At 70.9% G+C, this 19,366-nt stretch carries 16 protein-coding genes; 11 read left to right on the top strand and 5 right to left on the bottom strand.

The genetic code is table 11. From position 1 onward, the window contains the following. Nucleotides 1-6: 6 nt before the first annotated feature. A complete protein-coding gene (locus tag EDF33_RS05245) occupies nt 7-1,167 on the bottom strand; it encodes an inorganic phosphate transporter (protein WP_132099455.1) in 1,161 nt (386 codons plus the stop codon). 105 nt (nt 1,168-1,272) lie between these two features. On the opposite strand from EDF33_RS05245, the gene EDF33_RS05250 reads away from it, so the two are divergent. The 3 genes from EDF33_RS05250 (at nt 1,273) to EDF33_RS05260 (ending at nt 3,769) form a co-directional block, all read left to right on the top strand. Next, nucleotides 1,273-2,151 carry an alpha/beta hydrolase gene (locus EDF33_RS05250; protein ID WP_132099456.1) on the top strand — a complete coding sequence of 293 codons (879 nt, stop codon included), beginning with the start codon at nt 1,273-1,275 and terminating at the stop codon, nt 2,149-2,151. An 85-nt stretch (nt 2,152-2,236) separates the two neighbouring features. Next, nucleotides 2,237-3,286 carry a biotin/lipoate A/B protein ligase family protein gene (locus EDF33_RS05255; RefSeq protein ID WP_132099457.1) on the top strand — a complete coding sequence of 350 codons (1,050 nt, stop codon included), beginning with the start codon at nt 2,237-2,239 and terminating at the stop codon, nt 3,284-3,286. Nucleotides 3,287-3,439: 153 nt separating this feature from the next. Then, nucleotides 3,440-3,769 carry a hypothetical protein gene (locus EDF33_RS05260; RefSeq protein ID WP_123340175.1) on the top strand — a complete coding sequence of 110 codons (330 nt, stop codon included), beginning with the start codon at nt 3,440-3,442 and terminating at the stop codon, nt 3,767-3,769. A 34-nt stretch (nt 3,770-3,803) separates the two neighbouring features. Here the strand turns inward: EDF33_RS05260 and EDF33_RS05265 are convergent, their stop codons facing one another. Next, the gene (locus EDF33_RS05265; protein WP_131846964.1) at nt 3,804-4,088 is read right to left on the bottom strand and encodes a GNAT family N-acetyltransferase; all 285 of its coding nucleotides are present in this window, start codon (nt 4,086-4,088) and stop codon (nt 3,804-3,806) included. Nucleotides 4,089-4,143: 55 nt separating this feature from the next. On the opposite strand from EDF33_RS05265, the gene EDF33_RS05270 reads away from it, so the two are divergent. The 3 genes from EDF33_RS05270 to EDF33_RS05280 all read left to right on the top strand — a co-directional run bounded on the left by EDF33_RS05270 (nt 4,144) and on the right by EDF33_RS05280 (nt 7,458). Beyond that, nucleotides 4,144-4,998 (top strand): site-specific DNA-methyltransferase, encoded by an 855-nt coding sequence (locus tag EDF33_RS05270; RefSeq protein ID WP_207906629.1) that lies wholly within the window; start codon nt 4,144-4,146, stop codon nt 4,996-4,998. A gap of 995 nt (nt 4,999-5,993) precedes the next feature. Further along, nucleotides 5,994-6,911 carry an alpha/beta hydrolase gene (locus EDF33_RS05275; protein WP_132099459.1) on the top strand — a complete coding sequence of 306 codons (918 nt, stop codon included), beginning with the start codon at nt 5,994-5,996 and terminating at the stop codon, nt 6,909-6,911. A 40-nt stretch (nt 6,912-6,951) separates the two neighbouring features. Beyond that, nucleotides 6,952-7,458: a hypothetical protein gene (locus EDF33_RS05280; RefSeq protein ID WP_132099460.1), complete on the top strand. Its 507-nt coding sequence runs from the start codon at nt 6,952-6,954 to the stop codon at nt 7,456-7,458. A gap of 107 nt (nt 7,459-7,565) precedes the next feature. Here the strand turns inward: EDF33_RS05280 and EDF33_RS05285 are convergent, their stop codons facing one another. The 3 genes from EDF33_RS05285 to EDF33_RS05295 form a co-directional block, all read right to left on the bottom strand. Beyond that, complete coding sequence (locus EDF33_RS05285) at nt 7,566-9,992, bottom strand: MDR family MFS transporter (protein ID WP_279388049.1); 2,427 nt, start codon at nt 9,990-9,992, stop codon at nt 7,566-7,568. A 146-nt stretch (nt 9,993-10,138) separates the two neighbouring features. Beyond that, on the bottom strand, nt 10,139-11,383 hold the full coding sequence (locus tag EDF33_RS05290; RefSeq protein ID WP_132099462.1) for a glycosyl hydrolase: 1,245 nt from the start codon (nt 11,381-11,383) through the stop codon (nt 10,139-10,141). Nucleotides 11,384-11,396: 13 nt separating this feature from the next. Further along, nucleotides 11,397-12,443: a LacI family DNA-binding transcriptional regulator gene (locus EDF33_RS05295; RefSeq protein WP_111085521.1), complete on the bottom strand. Its 1,047-nt coding sequence runs from the start codon at nt 12,441-12,443 to the stop codon at nt 11,397-11,399. A 121-nt stretch (nt 12,444-12,564) separates the two neighbouring features. On the opposite strand from EDF33_RS05295, the gene EDF33_RS05300 reads away from it, so the two are divergent. The 5 genes from EDF33_RS05300 to EDF33_RS05320 are packed head-to-tail and all read left to right on the top strand — an operon-like array spanning nt 12,565 to nt 19,330. After that, nucleotides 12,565-13,854, top strand: a complete 1,290-nt coding sequence (locus tag EDF33_RS05300; protein ID WP_123937564.1) for an ABC transporter substrate-binding protein — start codon at nt 12,565-12,567, stop codon at nt 13,852-13,854. Nucleotides 13,855-13,884: 30 nt separating this feature from the next. Beyond that, nucleotides 13,885-14,823, top strand: coding sequence for a sugar ABC transporter permease (locus tag EDF33_RS05305; RefSeq protein ID WP_123937565.1), 939 nt, complete (start codon nt 13,885-13,887; stop codon nt 14,821-14,823). Between the two features lie 33 nt (nt 14,824-14,856). Beyond that, nucleotides 14,857-15,711 carry a carbohydrate ABC transporter permease gene (locus tag EDF33_RS05310; protein WP_123937566.1) on the top strand — a complete coding sequence of 285 codons (855 nt, stop codon included), beginning with the start codon at nt 14,857-14,859 and terminating at the stop codon, nt 15,709-15,711. Continuing rightward, complete coding sequence (locus EDF33_RS05315) at nt 15,708-18,059, top strand: glycoside hydrolase family 3 N-terminal domain-containing protein (protein ID WP_132099463.1); 2,352 nt, start codon at nt 15,708-15,710, stop codon at nt 18,057-18,059. Before EDF33_RS05310 ends, EDF33_RS05315 begins: the two co-directional genes overlap by 4 nt. Beyond that, nucleotides 18,056-19,330 carry a glycoside hydrolase family 125 protein gene (locus tag EDF33_RS05320; RefSeq protein ID WP_243692362.1) on the top strand — a complete coding sequence of 425 codons (1,275 nt, stop codon included), beginning with the start codon at nt 18,056-18,058 and terminating at the stop codon, nt 19,328-19,330. The genes EDF33_RS05315 and EDF33_RS05320 overlap by 4 nt, the downstream gene beginning before the upstream one ends. Nucleotides 19,331-19,366: the final 36 nt, after the last annotated feature.

Raw genomic sequence — 19,366 nt, forward strand, 5'->3', positions numbered from 1 at the left:
TTCCCCTCAGTTCTGCGCGCCGGCCGGCTGCGGCTCGGCCTGGTCGGTGGGTTCGGTCGATCCGGCTGCGACGTCGTCGTGCGAGATCGGCTTGCGCTTGGCGAGGACGTAGAACGTGAGCCCGCCGGCCAGGGCGAGCACCGCCACCAGCACGAGGCCGACCGTCGAGGTCGAGGCGAGCCAGGTCGCCAACCCGCCGACCACCGCGGCTGCCGGCAGCGTGATCACCCACGCGACGACGATGCGGCCGACGACCGACCAGTGCACGTCGGCGAGCTTCTTGCCGAGCCCGGACCCGATCACCGAACCGCTGGTGACGTGCGTCGTCGACAGGGCGAAGCCGAGGTGCGACGAGATGAGGATCGTCGCGGCGGAACTCGTCTCGGCCGCGAAGCCCTGCGGCGACTGCACGTCGGAGATCTTCTTGCCGACCGTCTGCATGATCCGCCAGCCGCCCGTGTAGGTACCGAGGCCGATCGCGAGTCCACAGGCCAGGATCACCCAGAGCGCCGGGCCGGTCCCGCTGTCCTGGTAGTTCGCGGCGATGAGCGTGAGCGTGATGACACCCATCGTCTTCTGCGCGTCGTTGGTGCCGTGCGCGAGCGACACCAGCGATGCCGAGACGGTCTGGCCGTGCCGGAAGCCCGTCGCCGCACCGTGCGTCGTGGCGTTCTTCGTGAGCACGTACGCCAGGTAAGTGGCCACCAGGGCGATGACCCCGGCGATGACCGGGGAGAGCAGCGCCGGCAGCACGACCTTCGACACCACCGTCGCCCAGTCCACCGAGTTCAGCCCGGCGCCGATGATCGATGCGCCGATCAGCCCGCCGAACAGCGCGTGCGTCGACGACGAGGGCAGCCCGAGGTACCACGTGGCGAGGTTCCAGAGGACCGCGCCCACCAGCCCGGCGAAGATCATCGTGGGGGAGATGTGGACGCCGTCCTGGCCCTCGCGGATGATGCCCTGCGAGACGGTCTTGGCAACCTCGGTGGAGAGGAACGCGCCGACCACGTTGAGGACGGCGGAGATGAGCACGGCGGTCCGGGGCTTGAGCGCCCCGGTGGCGACCGACGTGGCCATGGCGTTGGCGGTGTCGTGGAACCCGTTCGTGAAGTCGAACACGAGGGCCACCACGATCACGAGCACGACGATGACGAGGACGTCCATGCCGGGGACGGTAGGCCCGCCCCGAAGCCCCTGCGTGAACGCCGGATGAACAGGTTCGTGGGGGCGCCTGTCTGCGAGGACGGCAGCGTCTGCGAAACTGCGGGTGTGCCCACCTTCTCCGCAGCGCGAGGCGACGCCTCGTTCACCGACGCCCACGGCGTCGAGATCGTCTACTCGACCTGGCGAGCGGCGCGCCCCAAGGGCATCGTGCAGATCGCGCACGGCGTCGGCGAGCACGGGCTGCGGTACGAGCCGTTGGCACAGGACCTCGTGCGTGCCGGGTACACCGTGCACGCGAACGACCACCGCGGGCACGGGCGCACCGGCCTCGGGCAGTGGGACGGCGACCACGCCAAGCTCGGTCGGCTCGGCCCCGGCGGACTGCGCGCCGCGATCGCCGCCGTCGAGCAGATGGGGGAGGTCGCCCGAGCGGACACCCCCGGCGTGCCACTGGTGCTGCTCGGGCACTCGTGGGGCTCGCTCATGGCGCAGCGGATCGTGAACAGCTCGTCGGAGTCGTGGGACGGGGTCGTGCTCTCCGCCACCGCCTACCGGCTGCCCGGCTGGATGAACAGCGGCGACCTCAACGCACGGCACGCGGGCTCCGGTCCGACCAAGTTCGAGTGGCTCACCCGCGACCGGAAGATCATCGACGCGATGTCCGTCGACCCGCTCGCCGTCGAGGCCGACGTCATCGGCCTGTTCGGGCTGCCCGACACACTCCGGCTGCTCGGGGTCCCGCGGCGGGGGATCCCGCACGACCTGCCGATGCTGCTGCAGGTCGGGTCCGACGACGCCCTCGGTGGGCCGCGGTCGGTCGAGCGGCTGGCGCAGGCCTACCGGCGGCGCGGACGACTGTCCGACGTCACGGTACGGGTCTACGAGGGAGCGCGGCACGAGGTCTACAACGAGACGAACCGCGACGAGGTCGTGGCCGACCTGGTCGCGTGGCTGGACCGGGTGAAGGCGCGCGCCGCGTCCTGAGACGGTACCGGCTGGCGGACGGGAGGCCCGTGGCGGCGCCGACCCGCGCCTCCAGTCCGACAGGTGGCGGGCGTAGGCTCGACGCGTGCACGGTGAGTACAAGGTCCCAGGTGGAAAACTGGTCGTCGTCGACCTCGACGTGGTGGACGGGGACATCCAGGAGTTCCGGCTCGCCGGCGACTTCTTCCTCGAACCCGACGACGCGCTGCCGCTCATCGACGCGGCCGTCAACGGGCTGCCGTCCACGACCGACGCCGCCGGCATCGCCGCGGCCGTCCGAGCGGCGCTCCCGGCCGACGCCGTGCTACTCGGGTTCACACCCGAGTCCGTCGGGGTCGCCGTCCGCCGCGCGCTGTCCCGTGCATCGTCGTGGCAGGACTACGACTGGCAGATCATCCACGAGGGCCCGATCAGCCCGAACGAGCACCTCGCACTCGACCAGGTGCTGACCGAAGAAGTCGGCGCCGGACGCCGCGGTCCGACCCTGCGCATCTGGGAGTGGGACCAGCCCGCCGTCGTCATCGGGTCGTTCCAGTCGCTGAAGAACGAGGTCGACCCGGCCGGTGCCGAGAAGTTCGGCGTGCAGGTCGTCCGGCGGATCTCCGGCGGCGGCGCGATGTTCATGGACGCCGGCGCCATCATCTCGTACTCGCTCTACGTCCCCGCCGACCTGGTGCAGGGCATGACGTTCGCGGACTCCTACGCCTACCTGGACGAGTGGGTGATCGAGGCGCTGAAGTCCCTCGGCATCGACGCGTACTACCAGCCGCTCAACGACATCACCTCAGCCAAGGGCAAGATCGGCGGCGCTGCGCAGAAGCGTCTCGGCACCGGATCCCTGCTCCACCACGCCACCATGAGCTACGACATGGACGGCGAGAAGATGGTCCAGGTGCTGCGGATCGGGCGCGAGAAGATGAGCGACAAGGGGACGACGTCGGCCGCGAAGCGCGTGGACCCGCTGCGCTCGCAGACCGGGCTGTCCCGCGCCGAGATCATCGACCGGCTGATCGGCACGTTCACGAAGCTGTACGGGGCGACTCCCGGCGCGGTGACCGATGCCGAGCGCGAGAAGGCGCAGGAGCTGGTGCGGACGAAGTTCGCGACGAAGGAGTGGCTCGAGCGGGTGCCCTGAGCGAGCTCGTGGTGGGCGGCCGGAGCAGAGGGGGGACGCTCCGGCCGCCGCTCGACCAGTGTGACGACCGACTCCATGAACCACACGTGCGGATCATGAGAATCCCCCGCGCGGCTGATGTCGTGGCCGGATCGTCCACGTAGCGTCGCTCGCGTGAACTGGTTGATCTTCCTGGGGGCGGTGGCCGCCGTGGCCGTCGTGGTGTGGATCGCCGATCGCGTGGGGTGGATCGACCTGTCGAACAAGTCCACGCGCAGCGGCGGATCCGGAGGCATCGGCGGGATGCTGGACGAGGTGTTCGCGCCGACCCGCCACGAGACGCAAGCCGAGTACGAACGGCAGTCGCGCCTCCCGAAGGAGGCACCGTCACCGGCGGACGACGACCACGACCTGCTCAGCGGCAGCGTGCTCATCAAGGTGCCGACGGTGCGGAGCGCCGGTCGGCACGAAGCGCGCGTCGGGACGCACGACCGGTCGTACTGAACCGCCGGCGGTCGCTCGCCGCTCGCCGCTCGCGTTAGCGCGTCGTGAGTTCCTGGTAGTCCGGGTGCCGCTCGATCCACGCGTGGACGTAGCTGCACTGCGGCACGACCCGGAGGCTGCCGTCGCGCACGTCGTCGAGCGCGTGCTGCACGAGGATCGACGCGTGCCCGCCACCGCGGTGCGACGGGTCGACTTCGGTGTGCACGAAGCGGATTTCGTCGCCGTCGACCTCGTACGCCGCGAAGCCGATGACCTCGCCGTCCTCGACCAGGGAGTACTGCTGCTTGTCGGTGTCGTTGCGGACCTCGGGTGCTGCCATGCGGTGAGGCTACGCCGCGAGGCCGAGTCGCCGCTGGCTGCGCCAGAATGGTCCCGTGCACACGGGAGACGACCGAGGCCCGGACCGCGTCGTCCTCGGCGACGCCCTCGACGTGACCCCGGCGCTCGCCGACGGCACGTTCACCCTCGTGTACCTCGACCCGCCGTTCAACACGGGGCGGTACCAGCGTCGGCATGCTTCGTCCGCGGTACCCAGCGCCGACGGGCCGGTGATGGGGTTCCACGGACGGACCTACGAGCGGGTCCGCGGCGACCTGATGCGGTTCGACGACCGGTTCGAGGACTACTGGACGTTCCTCGAACCCCGGCTGATCGAGGCCTGGCGACTCCTCACCACCGACGGCACCCTGTACCTGCACCTCGACTACCGCGAGTCGCACTACGCGAAGGTCCTGCTCGACGCGCTGTTCGGCCGCGAGTCATTCCTCAACGAGATCGTCTGGGCCTACGACTACGGCGCCAAGTCCAAGTCGCGGTGGCCGACCAAGCACGACACGATCCTGGTCTACGTGAAGGACCCGTCGCAGTACTGGTTCGACTCGTCGGCGGTCGACCGCGAGCCCTACATGGCACCCGGGCTCGTCACGCCCGAGAAGCGGGAGCGCGGCAAGCTCCCCACCGACGTCTGGTGGCACACGATCGTGTCGCCGACCGGCAAGGAGAAGACCGGCTACCCGACGCAGAAGCCCGAGGGGGTGCTGCGGCGGATCGTGCAGGCGTCGTCGCGCGAGGGGGACTGGGTGCTCGACTTCTTCGCCGGCAGCGGGACGACCGGCGCGGTGGCGTCGGCGCTCGGGCGGCGGTACGTGCTGGTGGACGACAACCCGGCGGCGATCGACGTGATGCGGAAGCGCTTGCCGGGGGCGTCGTTCGAGGCAGCGGCAGTCTGAGGCCGACGGCGGGTTCCGGGACCGGAACGTCCGCCTCTCGTCGTCGATGGGTATGGTGGGGAGTCTCGGCCGTGGATGGACGGACGCGAGCATCACGGGGGCGATGTTGGGGACCATACCGTTCGACGAAGGCGCGGCGAAGAGCCTGATCAAGGCGGCGACGGCAGCGGACATCACGTTGCTGTTCGCAGCGTCCGCCCGTCGATCAGCCGCCGAGGACGCCGCAGCCGACTTCTCCGGCGCCTACGCGGACCGCTTCGCCGACGCCGCGGTGGCCGAAGCCGGTGACCGTGTCCGCCTCGCCGGGGCGCTCGGTCGACTCGCCGACGCGGTGCAGGTCGTCATCGGTGAGGCCCAGCGAGAGCGCGAACGGCTGGCGAACGTCGACGCCTGGCAGGGGCGCGAGACCGCGCGACAGCAGGCCGACGACGAACCGCTGGGGATCTTCGAGGTCGAACCGACACCGATGTTCGACCCGAAGCCCTCGGACGTCCCGATCCGGCCCACACCGATCTCGGCGTCGTTCTCCGCGTCGGACCGCCCGCGAACCGCCGGCGGGTCGAGCATGGGCCGGAGTTCGGCGGACCCGGAGCGGCTCCGGACCTTCGTGGCGTCGGCGCGCGCCTCGGATCGCGGGTTCTCGGAGCGTGCGGAGCAGCTGCGGACGGCGTGGTCCGGCTTCACGGCCAACTGTTCCTGGGCGGAGGTGTCCAGTTCGACGCTCCTCACGGGGTTCGACCGGTACCTGCAGGAGAACGCTTCCGATGCCGATTGGATCGAACGGATCGCGTCCGCGTTCGAACGCGCCGGCGGGAGCAACGGTCTCTCGAACACCGTCCTCGACTTCGCTGCGGCCGCGACGATCCCCCCCGTCGTTCCGGACCCTGCTCACACCAGGGGCCACGCCGGTCGAGGTCGCGGCGACCTGGGCGGGTCTCGGCCTGACGAAGGGGGACGAGGCGGACCTCCAGGCGTTGCCGCTCGAGGTGCTCGCCATGCTCGGGAACCTCGAGGGGATCCCGTACTGGGCGCGGGACACCGCGAACCACGAGGTCCTCGACGACCGACTCGCACGGAAGAACCTCGATCCCGACGAGCGCGAAGCGCTGAAGAGCATCCGGGCCAGCTTGGGGGAGAACCGGTTCCTCATCTCCTTGACGGGAGACGTCCCGCCCCTGGCCGCCGTCTCGATCGGCGACCTGGACACCGCGACCAACGTCACCTGGGCCGTTCCCGGCATGGCATCCAGTACCAAGACGATGACGGGGTGGGTCCAGGCCGCGCAGAACGTCGCGGACGAGCAGTTCAAGGTGGACGGCCCGGGAAACCGTGCGGTGATCGCCTGGATGGGCTACGACGCACCGCCAGCACCGCCCGACCTCGGCGTCTTCAACGAGGACGCGGCCGAGAGCGGCGGGGCGAAGCTCGCGGCATCGATCCGTGGGCTCGACGCCGCTCGTGCGGGCGACATGCCCTGGACCAACGTCCTGGCGCACTCGTACGGCACCACGACGGCATCGATCGGGCTCACGGCACCTGGCGTCCACGTCGACTCGTTCACGTCGATCGCTTCCGCCGGCATCCCGCAGACCATCCCGACGGCGGAGGACATCCATGCCGACCACGTCTACGCAGGGCAGGCCCAGGACACGATGGTCGGCATCCCCGGGCTGGGCGACCAGTACGCGTACATCGGCAGAGGGTTCAGCATGCCCTACCGACTGGACCCGACGAATTCCAGCTTCGGCGCGGAGACCTTCGGCGCGGACGGCACCGACGGCTTCGAGCCGGTGAAGGACCACGGCGTGCACACGGAGAGCGGCAACGGCTACCTCGACCCGGGAACCGAGTCGCTGCGGAACGTGGCGAAGACGACGACCGGGCACGGCGACCGAGTGACACCGGCAGAGTGACATGCTGGACACCCGACGACCGGACGGAGAACCGACACCGATGACCGCTCTGAAGCAGTGGATCGCAGTCACCGTGACCACGATCGCGATCGTCGGCGCAACCGCCGGCTGTTCTGGAGGACAGATGCAGAACCAACCGACCCAGGAGCCGGCGGATGCGAAACGCAGCATCCAGCAGCTCGTCGACGACACGACCGACGCGCTCGGCGGGACGTGGCAGGTCGAGGAAGGGCCGCGGCTCGGCACGTGCGAGGACGAGCGCGGCGTCGGCGAGGGCGTGAACTACACGTACATCAAGTCCCGTGCCGATCGCGGCGACGTCGAGCAGGGGATCCGAACGGTCGAGAAGCTGTGGGGCGAGCGCGGACTCGACACGAAGCGGTTCTCCGATGCCGACGGGTCCTACAGCGGTGTCGACGGCAAGGGGGACGGCGTGGCGAACATCGGTTTCCAGTCCTCCGACCTCGGCGGGGGTGACACGGTCAGCGGTACCTCGGCGTGCGCTGCCGGTGACTACGTCGAGATGCGCGAGCGAGAGCGCTCCTAGCGTCCGCTCCGTTCACGACGTTCCACGAGTCGTTCGACGCGTGGAACGTCGGAACGGGCGCATCACGAGCGCTGGCAGGCGTGCGGGCAGACCAGCCCGCCCGCGCACTACTCCGCCGAGTGCCGCCCGTGCGGGTGCTCCGCGTCAGCGTCCGGGTCCACTGCCGCATGGGCAGCCCTGGTCCGGATCGCACCGGTCGTCGTCGGGGGCTCGTCCACCGGCGCGGCCGCCGAGTGGGCGCCGTGCGTCGTGGCGTCGGGCAGCGGCGCGCGGGTGCCGTCCGTGGCGACGTCGTTCGGCAGCACCGACACGTCTGACGATCCCGCAGCGCGTGCTGACCGGGGCTGGGCGGGCACGTCGGGCGAGGTCGGCACCGAGTCCGACGACGCGACCGCGGCTGAACCCGATCCGTCGCCGGCAGCCGAACCGGCACCGGCACCGGCAGCCGCAGCCGCAGCGTCAGCGGTCCGTGCGGCGTCCGCCTGCTCCTGCAGCGCCGAGGTCTTGCGCAGCGGCGGCACCCGGAAGAACCAGGTCAGCACGAACGCGAGCAGGATCACCGCGAGGCCGACGTAGTACACGCGAACGGCCGAGTCGCTGAAACCGACCAGGAACGGACGGGTGAGTCGCTTGTCCGCGCCGTTCAGGAACGAGGTGTCGCTCGTCGCCGCGGAACCGGACGAGCTCGCACTCGAGTCGCCGCTCTTCAGCTGCTTGATGAGCGTCGGGGCGACCTCGTCGACGACGTTCTCACGTTGCGCCTTGTCCGAGTAGTCGACCTGCAGCGTGCCGTCGACGACGGTCGCGTTCGCCTTGGCTGCAGCCGTCTCGAGGGCCTGCTGCTCCGCGGCCGGCTTGGCGTCGTCGACCTGCTGGGCGATGACGGTGTCGGCTGCGGCGGCGGGGAGCTTGCCGGCCGCGACCTGCTGCTGCACGGCGGCGGTGACCTGCTTCGTGACGGCGGCGTCGGCGGCTTCCTTCGCCTGCACGGCGCCGTCGTTCAGGCCGTCCTGCACGTTCTTCTGCACGGGATCGACGATCTTCGTCCAGATCTGGTCCATCACGCCCTTGTTCTCGGACGCGTTCGCGACCGAGGGGGTGAGCGCGGCGTTGAGGGCGCTCTTCAGGTCGGTCTCGTTCTGCATCGCCGCGGTGATGTTCGTCGGCATCAGGGTGAACAGGACGGACAGCAGCACGGCGGTGCCCATGGTGCCGCCGATCTGCCGGAAGAACGTCGCGGCGCTGGTGGCGACGCCGATGTCACGCGGGGACACCGAGTTCTGCGCCGCGAGGGTCAGCGTCTGCATGAGCTGCCCGAGCCCGAGCCCGATGCCGAACATGCCGAGCATCAGGAACCAGAGGGGGCGGTCGGCGGTCAGGAACGTCAGGACCGTGAAGCCGATGGCCGTGAACGCCGTGCCCGTGATCGGGAAGACCTGGTAGTTCCCGGTCCGCGAGATGATCTGGCCCGAGGCGATCGACGAGATCATCAGACCGAGCACCATCGGGAGCATCGCGAACCCGGACTCGGTCGGGGTGACGCCCTTCACGATCTGCAGGTACAGCGGGATGGTCAGCATCGCGCCGAACATGCCGAAGCCGACGAGCACGGACAGGATCGCGGACATCGAGAACACCCGCGAGCCGAACAGCTTCATCGGCAGGATCGCGTCGCTGCCCATCGCCCGTTCGACGATGATGAACGCGATCAGGCCGGCTGCACCGATGCCGTAGCAGGCGAAGGCGCCGGGGGAGCTCCAGCCCCACTCGCGACCCTGCTCGGCGATCAGCAGCAACGGCACGAGGGTGACGATGACGAGCGTCGCACCCCACCAGTCGATCCGGGGCTTGCCGCGGTCGCCGAACTTCGGCAGGTGCAGGAACGTCAGCACCATGAACAGCGCGATGACGCCGATCGGCACGTTGATCAGGAACACCCAGCGCCAGCCGGAGATGAACAGCAGCTCGCTCGCGCCGGCGAAGACGCCACCGACGAGCGGACCGATCACGGACGAGATGCCGAAGACCGCCAGGAAGTAGCCCTGGTACTTCGCCCGCTCGCGGGGAGCGAGCATGTCGCCCATGATCGCCAGCGGCAGGGACATCAGGCCACCGGCACCGAGACCCTGCAGCGCACGGAACCCGGCGAGCATGAGCATCGAGGTCGAGAACGACGCGAGGAACGACCCGACGATGAAGATGCCGATCGCCGTGATGAACAGCGGCCGCCGACCGAAGATGTCGGAGAGCTTGCCGTAGATCGGCGTCGTCACGGTCGAGGCGATCAGGTACCCGGTGGTGACCCAGGCCTGCTGGTCGAGGCCGTGCAGGTCGTCACCGATGGTGCGGATCGCGGTGCCGACGATCGTCTGGTCGAGGGCTCCGAGGAACATCCCGGCCATCAGGCCGTAGATCACCAACAGGATCTGTCGGTGGTTCATCACGACGTTGGACGCCGTGGTGGGGGCCGCGGGTGCGGTCGCCGTCTGGGTCATGAGCAGGGTCTCCCGGTACCGATGCGCTGGCGAAACGATTTTTGCGCTGCCTGCAAAGTTACATCTGCCGCAAGTGCTCGGTTGCTCAGGAGCGGCTTCCTGTGTGGATCGGCAGTCACGGTACGCCCGGATCGCGGGCTCGGTGACGATCTCGGTCCACGGCCAGGAGGCCCGGCTCGGCCCCGTCAGACCGCTGCGGTCTCCACGACCCGGGTCACACCGCGTGCCGCCAGCGCCGCGGGGTCGGCTGCGGTCCGGCTCGTCACGACGGTCACGGCCTCGCCGGCGGCGCGCAGGCGGTGCCAGCGCTCGAAGACGGTGCCGCCCGGTGCCAGGTCCGCCCGACGGATCGGCAGGTCGGCCTCGTCGACGTCGACCACCACGGCACTCGTCCGCGGGGTCGGGATCGGGGCGGAGCGCCGTGCGTCGGCGACGACCTCGGCGTAGCGGCGGCCGAGCGGCTTCACGCGGTTGTCGACGTCGAGCAGGCCGAGCGAGTACTCCAGGTCCTTGAAGTCCCCCAGGTCGCGGGAGACGTCGTGGGAGCACCACCACGTGACCGCGTGGAGGCGTTCGGTCGTGAGGGCTGCGGCGACCGTGCGTTCGAGGAACTCGGGCATCTCGGACTCGGCGAGGTGCCGGTCGGGCGCCCCGACCTCCTGCAGCCAGACGGGCCGCTCGAGGTCGGTGGCGAAGGCGCGAGCGAGCTCGATCATCCACTCGGCGTGCCGGACGGACTCGTCGGAGAGTGCGCCGTACCGACCGGCCACTCCGTTGAAGATCCAGGAGTGCACGGTCGTGACGTCGCCGAGCCGGCTGGCGTGCGCCGGCACGAACGGGTGGCCGTCGCGGTACCAGAGGTGGTCGTTCTCGGAGTGCGTGACGACGTGCCGCGGGTCCTTGTCGCGGGGTGCGCCGAGCAGGGACTCGAGCCAGTGCGTCACCTGCGCGGTGTCGGCGGGCATCGCGGCGGGGTTCGGTGGCTGGAACTGGTTGAGCTCGTTGCCCAGGGTCAACCCGGTGAAGTTCGGGCGGTCGCGCACCGCGTCGTACACGGCGGCGACCAGGGCGGCCTGCGCGTCGATCGCCGGCTGGTCCGTGAACATGTTGCCGTCGTGCCAGTTCACGAGCCACGCGGGGACGAAGTCGAAGCCGGACATGTGCCCCTGGACGACGTCGACGCTGGCGTCCAGCCCGAACTCGGCGGCGATGTCGACCACCAGGGCCACGTCGTCGAGGGCCCGTCGCCGGATGAGCGTGCGGTTCGGCTGCAGGGTCGGCCACAGCGGGAACAGCCGGACGTGGTCGAGGCCGAGGGCGGCGATCGCCTCGAGGTCGCGGCGGATCGCGGATTCCTCCACCGACTGCCACTGGAACATCCAGTCGGTCGAGGGCACGTAGTTCACGCCGAAGCGCGTGGCGGTGGTCATCGGTCTCCTTCGGTCAGGGAACGGTGGCGGCGGCTGGGGCGGGGCCGGTCGAGCCGCGGACGTGCAGGGCGCGCCCGCCGACCTCGGCATCGGTGACCTCGTCGCCGCGGACGAGTCGTTCGACCAGGGCGACGGCGGTGCGGGCGGACTCCTCGACGGGGGCGTCCAGGGCGGTCAGCGACGGACGCACGATCGACGAGACCCACGAGTCCTCCCACGCGACGACGGACAGGTCCTCGGGCACGCGGACGCCGAGCTCGGGGGCGTGCGCGATCACCTCGGCCGCGATCGCCTCGCCGTCCAGGACGATCGCGGTGGCGCGGTCCAGTCGGGCGAGCAGGTCGGCCACCGGGTCCTCGGCGTCGGCTCGCCACCCGAGCACGAGCGCGTCCACGCCCCGGCGCGCGGCTGCGGCGGTGAAGCGGGCGTCGCGGGCGCCGGTGTGCGCGAGTGCCGGGCCGTCCCCGACGCGGGCGATCCGGCGGTGGCCGAGCGAACCGAGGTGGTCGAGCAGGGACTCGGTCGCGTCGGCGTCGCCCACCGTGACCGCCGGGACGGTGCTGCCGGCGATCGGTGCGCCGAGCATGACGGCCGGGGCCGCCAGGTGCTGCAGCATCGGGATGCGGGGATCGTCGGTACGGACGTCGACGAGCAGGAAGCCGTCGACCCGCTGCTCGGTCCACCACTGCCGGTAGACGGCGGCTTCGTCGTCGGCCTGCACGAGGGTGACGGACAGCGACCACCCGATCGCGGCGAGGGGTTCGGTCAGCCCGGCGATCAGCCGCATCGTGAACGGGTCGCGCTGGAAGGTGTCGCGTGAGCGGGCGAGGACCAGTCCCAGGCTGTGCCCCGCGTTGCCGGAGAGCTTGCGGCTCGCCAGGTTCGGCCGCCAGTTCAGGTCGTCGGCGGCCTTGCGGATGCGGGCCGCGGTGGCGGCGGACACGTTCGGCCGCCCGTTGAACACGTGCGAGACCGCCGAGGTCGAGACGCCGGCGCGCTTGGCGACCTGCGCGATGGTCACGCGGCGTCGGTCGACGGCTCCGGCGGTGGTGTCGCTCATGCCGTCGAGCGTAGAGGCTTGACCACGTCGTGTAAAGCGGTATACGTTGCTCGTCACCTGAAGTACACCGCTGTACCAAATGCATCGCGATCGCTCCACCATCCACTGCCAGGGAGGCACCGTGACGGACGGCATCAGTAGGCGCACCCTCATCGGGGCCGGGCTCGGCGCCGGCATCCTCGCGCCGATCCTGGCCGGGTGCAGCGCCCTCACCCCGGCCTCGAGCGGCCCCGGCACGCTGAGCGTGCACACCCAGCTCAGCGGCGCGGTCGCGGGCGCGCAGACGTTCACGGACGTCGTCGCCGCCTACCGCCGCCGCACGGACCGCAAGGTCGCCCTGCTGTCGAACGGGTCCGACCTGCCGATCGTCTTCGAGACGAGTTCCCTCGCCGGCAAGGAAGCCGACGTCGCCATCGTGAACATGGTCGGGCGGACGTTGTCCTGGACGGGTGAGGACGCCACGATCGACGTCTCCCGGTACCTCGACGAGTGGGACCTGCGCGACAAGATCATCCCGGAGGCGCTCGAGGAGTGGACCGACGACCAGGGCCGGCTCCGGGCGTTCCCGTTCACCCGGACGAACTGGCCGGTGTCGTTCAACACGGCGCTGCTCGAACAGGCCGGTGTCAGCGAGATCCCGACGACCTCGGACGCGCTCATCGCCGCAGCCGACCGCCTGCGCTCCGCCGGCATCGGGCCGGTCACCGTCGGCGGGTCGGACTGGAGCGGGCAGAAGCTCCTCATGCAGGTGATCCAGGGGTTCGTGTCCCAGGACGAAGCGGCGAAGGTCTTCTCCACGGGCAGGATCTCGGAGAGCGCCGGTGCGGTCCGCGGCGTCGAGCACTTCGTCGAGCTCCGCGACGCCGGGGTCTTCGTGGACTCGGTGCAGGGGTTCACCTCGGACTCCGAACTGACGCAGTTCACCACGCGCAAGGCCGCGATCGTCCCCGCGATGTCCTCCGCCCTGGCGCTGGTGTCGAAGGAACGCGCGAAGGAGGTCACCGTGGGCGGCTGGCCGGTCCCCTCGCAGCACGCGGCCATCGCGCACCCGAGCGTCATCAAGAGCTACAACGGGCACGGCATCTGGATCAGCGAGAACGGGCGGGCGAAGCTCGACCTCATCAAGCCGTTCGTGCAGTACCTGTACTCGTCGGCGGTGACGACCGAGTTCGTCCTCGACTCCGGCCGCGACATGAGCCGGATCACCGACACCGTCAGCCGCGACTTCCCGCTCGTCGCCCAGGCGTCGAAGCTCACCGACGACCAGGTCACCCCGGTGATGCTGCCCGACCTGCTCGTGCCCGACTCGGCGTACGAGCCGATGATCCGTGCGACCAGCCTGGCGTACGGCTCGGGCACCTCGGCCGACCGCATCATCGACCTCTTCGAGCGCGCCTACACGGCCGCCTGACCCACCCGACCCTGCGAGAAGGAGCTCCCCATGGCAGTGCTCGTCGAGGAACCACCCGTCCGGTCGGCGTCGACCCCGCCCGGACCTGTCCGCCGCGGATCCCGCGCCGTCGGCAGCACCCGCGGCAGCTTCCCGACCTTCGCGATCCCGGCGCTGGTCTGGTACGGCCTGTTCATGATCGGGCCGGTCGTCGCGATGATCGTGATCGCCTTCCTGAGCTGGCCCGGCATGCTCGTCTCACCGACGTTCGCGGGGCTCGACAACTTCCGGGTGCTGTTCTCCGACGAGACGTTCTGGGCCGCGGTCCGGAACAGCACGGTGCAGATCGTGGTGGGGCTGCCGATCATGATCGTGCTGGCGTTCCTGCTCGCCTTCCACGTCGTGCAGAAGCCGCGCGGGCACAAGGTGCTCCGCTACCTGCTCTTCATCCCGGCGCTCATCTCGGCACCGGCCACGGCGATGATGTTCTACGCGATGCTCAACCCCGACGGCCTGGTCAACGGGGTGCTCGCGACGCTCGGCATCGGCGGCAAGGCCTGGCTGGCCGACCCCGCGACCGCCCTCGGCGCGCTCATCGTCGTCGACCTGTGGGCAGGCATCGGGTACTCGGCGGTGCTCATCGCGAGCCGGCTCGACGGCGTCGACACCGAGGTCGTGCAGGCCGCCCGCATGGACGGCGCCGGATCGTGGCGGCTGGCGTGGGGTGTGTACTGGCCGATCGCCCGCGACTTCATCGGGGTGGTGGCGATGCTGCAGTTCCTGTCGATGCTCTTCAGCTCGGCGCAGAACGTGCTCCTGCTGACCCAGGGCGGCCCGGGCACCGCGACCACGACGTTGTCGTACCTCGTGTACCAGAAGGCGTTCGTCGACACCGACCTCGGCTACAGCCAGGCCGTCGGCGTCGTCCTGTTCGTGCTCGGACTCGCCGGGATGTTCGTCATCCGCCGGGTCCTGCGCAAGACCCACTGACCGCCCCTGACCGACAGACCCCGGGAGACCACCATGGCGAAACCCACCGCCGGCATCCGGCTGCGTGACCGGATCGGCTCCATCACGAGCGGCACCGTGGCGTGGATCTACGCCGCCCTGCTGATCCTGCCCTTCTACTACTTCGTGGTGTCGTCGTTCAAGGACAACGACGGCATCTTCGAGTCCCCGTTGGCGCTGCCCGCGTCGTGGGACCTGACGAACTTCACCGAGGCGATCCGCCAGGCCTCGCTCGGACCGGCCATCGCGAACTCGGCGATCACGACGGTGGCGGCCCTGGTGCTGACCCTCGTCCTCGCGCTGCCGGCGTCGTTCGCCCTCGCCCGGGCCACCGGCCGCGCCGGACGCATCGTCGAGGGACTGTTCTCGCTCGGGTTCCTCATCCCGTCGTTCGCGGCGCTGTTCCCGACGTTCCTGCTCGCCGCCGGGATGGGGCTGTTCCACACCCGGACGTTCCTCGTGCTCCTGTTGCCCGCGACCGCGATGCCCCTGGCCGTCGTGATCCTGACCCAGTTCATGCGGACGATCCCGCGCGAGCTGGAGGAGGCCGCGTCGATGGACGGCGCCTCGGCGTGGCAGGTGATGCGCCAGGTGTACCTGCCGATCTGCATCCCGGGCATCGCCACGGTGCTGCTGCTGAACTTCCTGTCGTTCTGGAACGAGTACCTCTACGCCCTGGTGCTCATCGGGCCGGACACCGCGCAGCGGACGATCCAGGTGGCGCTCCCGACGCTGAAGGTCGATGCCGGCACCGACTACGGGATGCTCATGGCCGGCACGCTGTTCACGCTGCTGCCGGTGTACCTCGTCTACTCGATCCTGCAGCGCCAGATGCAGCGCGCCCTGGTCTCCGGAGCGATCAAGGGATGACCGAGCACCAGACCGCGCACCCGACCGAGCCGCCGACCGGCCACCCGACCGCGAGGAGCCTCGACGTCCGCGCCCGCATCGGCCAGCTCAACCAGCGACTGAAGGGCTGGGAGGCCGTCCGCTGGGTCGACGGCCGCCCGCGGATCACCGACGTCCTGCGCGCCGAGGTCGACCGGTGGGGCGGGATCGGCGCGGTCTACGGCGTGCTCCGCGCCGACCCCTGGTCCGGCGTGCACTGGGGCAACGGCATCCCACCCGAACGCTCCGCCGAGGCCTACGCCGCCGTGCAGGACCACGTCGTCGCCCACAGCGACGGCGGCGTCCCGACGCTCTTCGTGGAAGAGGTCCCGCACGGGCTGCAGGCCCTCGGTGGCACGACGGTGCCGGTGAACCTCGCGCTCGGCGCCGCGATGGACGAGCAGCTCGTCGAGGACCTCGCGGCCGCGGTCGCCGCCGAGGTCCGCGCCCGCGGTACCCACGTCGCCCTCGTCTCCGGGCTCGACGTCCTGCGCGATCCCCGGTGGGGTCGGAGCGAGGAGTGCTGGTCCGAGGACGCCGCGCTCGCCGCGATCATGGTCGCCGCCACCGTCCGGGGCATGCAGGGCGGCGGTCCGGGCACGATCGACGACCGACACGTCGCGGTCGTCGCGAAGCACCTGGCCGGGCAGGGCGCCGGCATCGGCGGGCGGAACGGCTCCGGTGCTCCGATCGGCCGCCGCGAGCTCGCCGAGGTGCACCTGCCGCCGGCGCTCGCCGCGGCACGCGAACACGTCGCCGGGTTCATGGCGGCGTACAACGACGTCGACGGGGTGCCGTGCTGCGGCAACCGCGACCTGCTCACCACCACGATCCGCGACACCTGGGGCTGGGACGGGCTCGTGATGGCCGACGGCACCGCCATCGACCGGCTGCGCGACGTCACCCCCGATCCGGCCTCGGCGGCTGCGCTCGCGCTCCGTGCCGGGGTCGACCTGAGCCTGTGGGACGAGTCCTACACGCACCTCGACGAGGCACTGGACCGGGGCCTGATCAGCACCGACGACCTCGACCAGGCGGTGGACCGCGTGCTCGCCCTGAAGCGCCGCGTCGGCCTGCTCGCGACACCGACAGCACCACCAGCGACACCTGCAGCTGCATCTGCACCAGCACCCGGCCCGGCCGAGAACGCCGAGCCACTGGAACGCGCGACCATCGCGCTCGCCGAACGTGCCGCTCACCGCGCCGTGGTCGCCCTGGGCGGAGCGCTGCCCGCGATCGCACCCGACGCCGTCGTCGCCGTGGTCGGCCCGAACGCCGACGACGTCGACGCCCTGCTCGGCGACTACTCACCTCCGCGGCCGCCCGACGACCCCGGTGCGTCCACCGTCCGCTCCGCCCTGGAGGCCCGGCTCGGCCCCGCCCGGATCCGCACCGCCCGGGGCGGCGGGCTCCGACAGCCCCTGCCGGGCCCCGACGGGCTCCTCGCGGTCCGCACGGCGCTCCTCGGCGCCGACGTGGCGGTGGTGGTGCTCGGCGGCTCGAGTCGTCGCGCGTACGACGACGGCTTCGAGGACAACGGCGCCGTCAGCGGTCCGGCACCGGACACCACGAACGGCGAGGGGGTCGACCTGGCCTCGATCGCCGTGCCCGACGCGCAGCTCGACGTGCTCCGCGCCGCCCGCGAGAGCGGTCTGCCGGTCGTCGCGGTCGTCGTCGACGGTCGACCACGGGTCCTGACCGAGGTGCTCGCCCTGGCCGACAGCGTGCTCGTCGTGCCGTTCCCGGGGCCCTCCGGCGGTCGAGCCGTCGCGGACGTGCTGTTCGGCGCCCCGGCCGAGGGGCGACTCCCCGCGACGTGGCCCGGCGCCGACGGCGTCCTGCCCGTGGCGCACGACGAACGCCTCGAGACGGCGCGCGGCTACGTCGACGTGACCAGCTGCTCGACCGTGACCGGTGCACCCGGACCGGGTGGCGGGGTGGACGTCCGCCTGGCGGAGGGGAGCGACGCGGTGACTGCTGTGCGCCTCCTGGCCGGGGGCACGGTGACCGTCCCGGTGACGGTGCGCAACACGTCGGACGCACCCCGTCGGGTCTCGGTGCCCCTGTGGGGGCGGCGGCGTGAACCCGGTGTCCGTCCGCGGCGACGACGACTGCTCGCCCTGGTGACGGTCGATGTGCCCGCCGGTGGGACCGTCGACACCGCGTACGCGCTCGGACTCGATGCGCTCGGCACGTGGGACGCTGGTCTCCGGCTCGGTGCACGGCCGCTCGAACTCGACTGCTGGACGGACGACGTGCTCGATCCACCCGGGTCGACGCGGACCGTCCGCGTCACCGACGGACAGGAGTCAGTGCGATGGGTGTCGTGACGCAGACGCAGCTCGAGGAGATCACGCCGACGCTGGTGGCGGCCGCCGACCGGGTCCGGGCCGCGGTCGGCACCGAGGTCGGCGACCGGGTCGAGCGTGCGCTCGTCCGGACCCTGCGCGACACGATCTCGCTCGACGACGACGGCGCCTTCGTGATCACGGGGGACATCCCGGCGATGTGGCTCCGCGACTCGACGACGCAGATGACGCCGTACCTGCGGTTCGTGGCGGACGACCCGGCGCTCGCGGACCTGCTCTGGGCGGTCGTGCGGCGGCAGTTCCGGCTGATCGAGCACGACCCGTACGCCAACTCGTTCAACCGCGAGCCGAACGGCGCGCACTACGACCCCGACGACCTGAACGCCGACCCGCTGGTGTGGGAGCAGAAGTACGAGGTCGACAGCCTGGCCTACCCGGTGACCTTCGCGCACGCGCTGTGGCGGGCGACCGGGTCGACTGCGGTGCTCGACGAACGGGCCCATCGGGTGTTCCGGACGATCGTGGCGCAGTGGCGGACCGAGCAGGACCACGACGCCTCGGCCTACCGGTTCGTGCGCGACGGGGTGATCCCGACCGAGACCCTGATGCGCGACGGCCGCGGCACCCCGGTCGCGGTGACGGGCATGACGTGGTGCGGGTTCCGCCCGTCGGACGACGCCTGCACGTACGGCTACAACGTGCCCGCGAACCTGTTCGCCGCCGAGGCGCTGCTCGCCGTCGCCGCGATCGCCCGGGACGTCTGGTCCGACACGGGCCTGGCGGACGACGCCGACGTGCTGCGCGCGAGCATCCTGGACGGCGTCCGGCAGCACGGCGTCGTGCCCGGGCCCGCGGGGGAGGACGTCTACGCCTACGAGGTCGACGGGCTGGGCGGCGTGCTGCTCATGGACGACGCGAACACCCCGTCGCTGCTGTCCCTGCCGTTGTCGGCGCCGTCGGTGCTCGACGACTCGGTGTGGGCGGCGACGCGGGACTTCGTGCTGTCACCGGCGAACCCGTACTGGTTCAGCGGCACCGCGGCGGCCGGCGTCGGCAGCCCGCACACGTTGCCGCAGCGGGTGTGGCCGATCGCCCTGGCGGTGGAGGGGCTCGTGTCCGGGTCGCCGGAGCGTCGCCGGGAGCTGCTCGACGTGCTCGTGGCGACCGACGGCGGGACCGGCGACATGCACGAGTCGTTCGACGTCGAGGACCCGACGCAGTTCTCGCGCCCGTGGTTCTCGTGGGCCGACGCGATGTTCTGCGAACTGGCGCTGGCGGCGGCCGAGGACTGATCCTCGACCGCCGCCAGTGCGGGTCGTGCGGGTGAT

Source organism: Curtobacterium sp. PhB146 (assembly GCF_004342995.1).
GTDB lineage: Bacteria > Actinomycetota > Actinomycetes > Actinomycetales > Microbacteriaceae > Curtobacterium.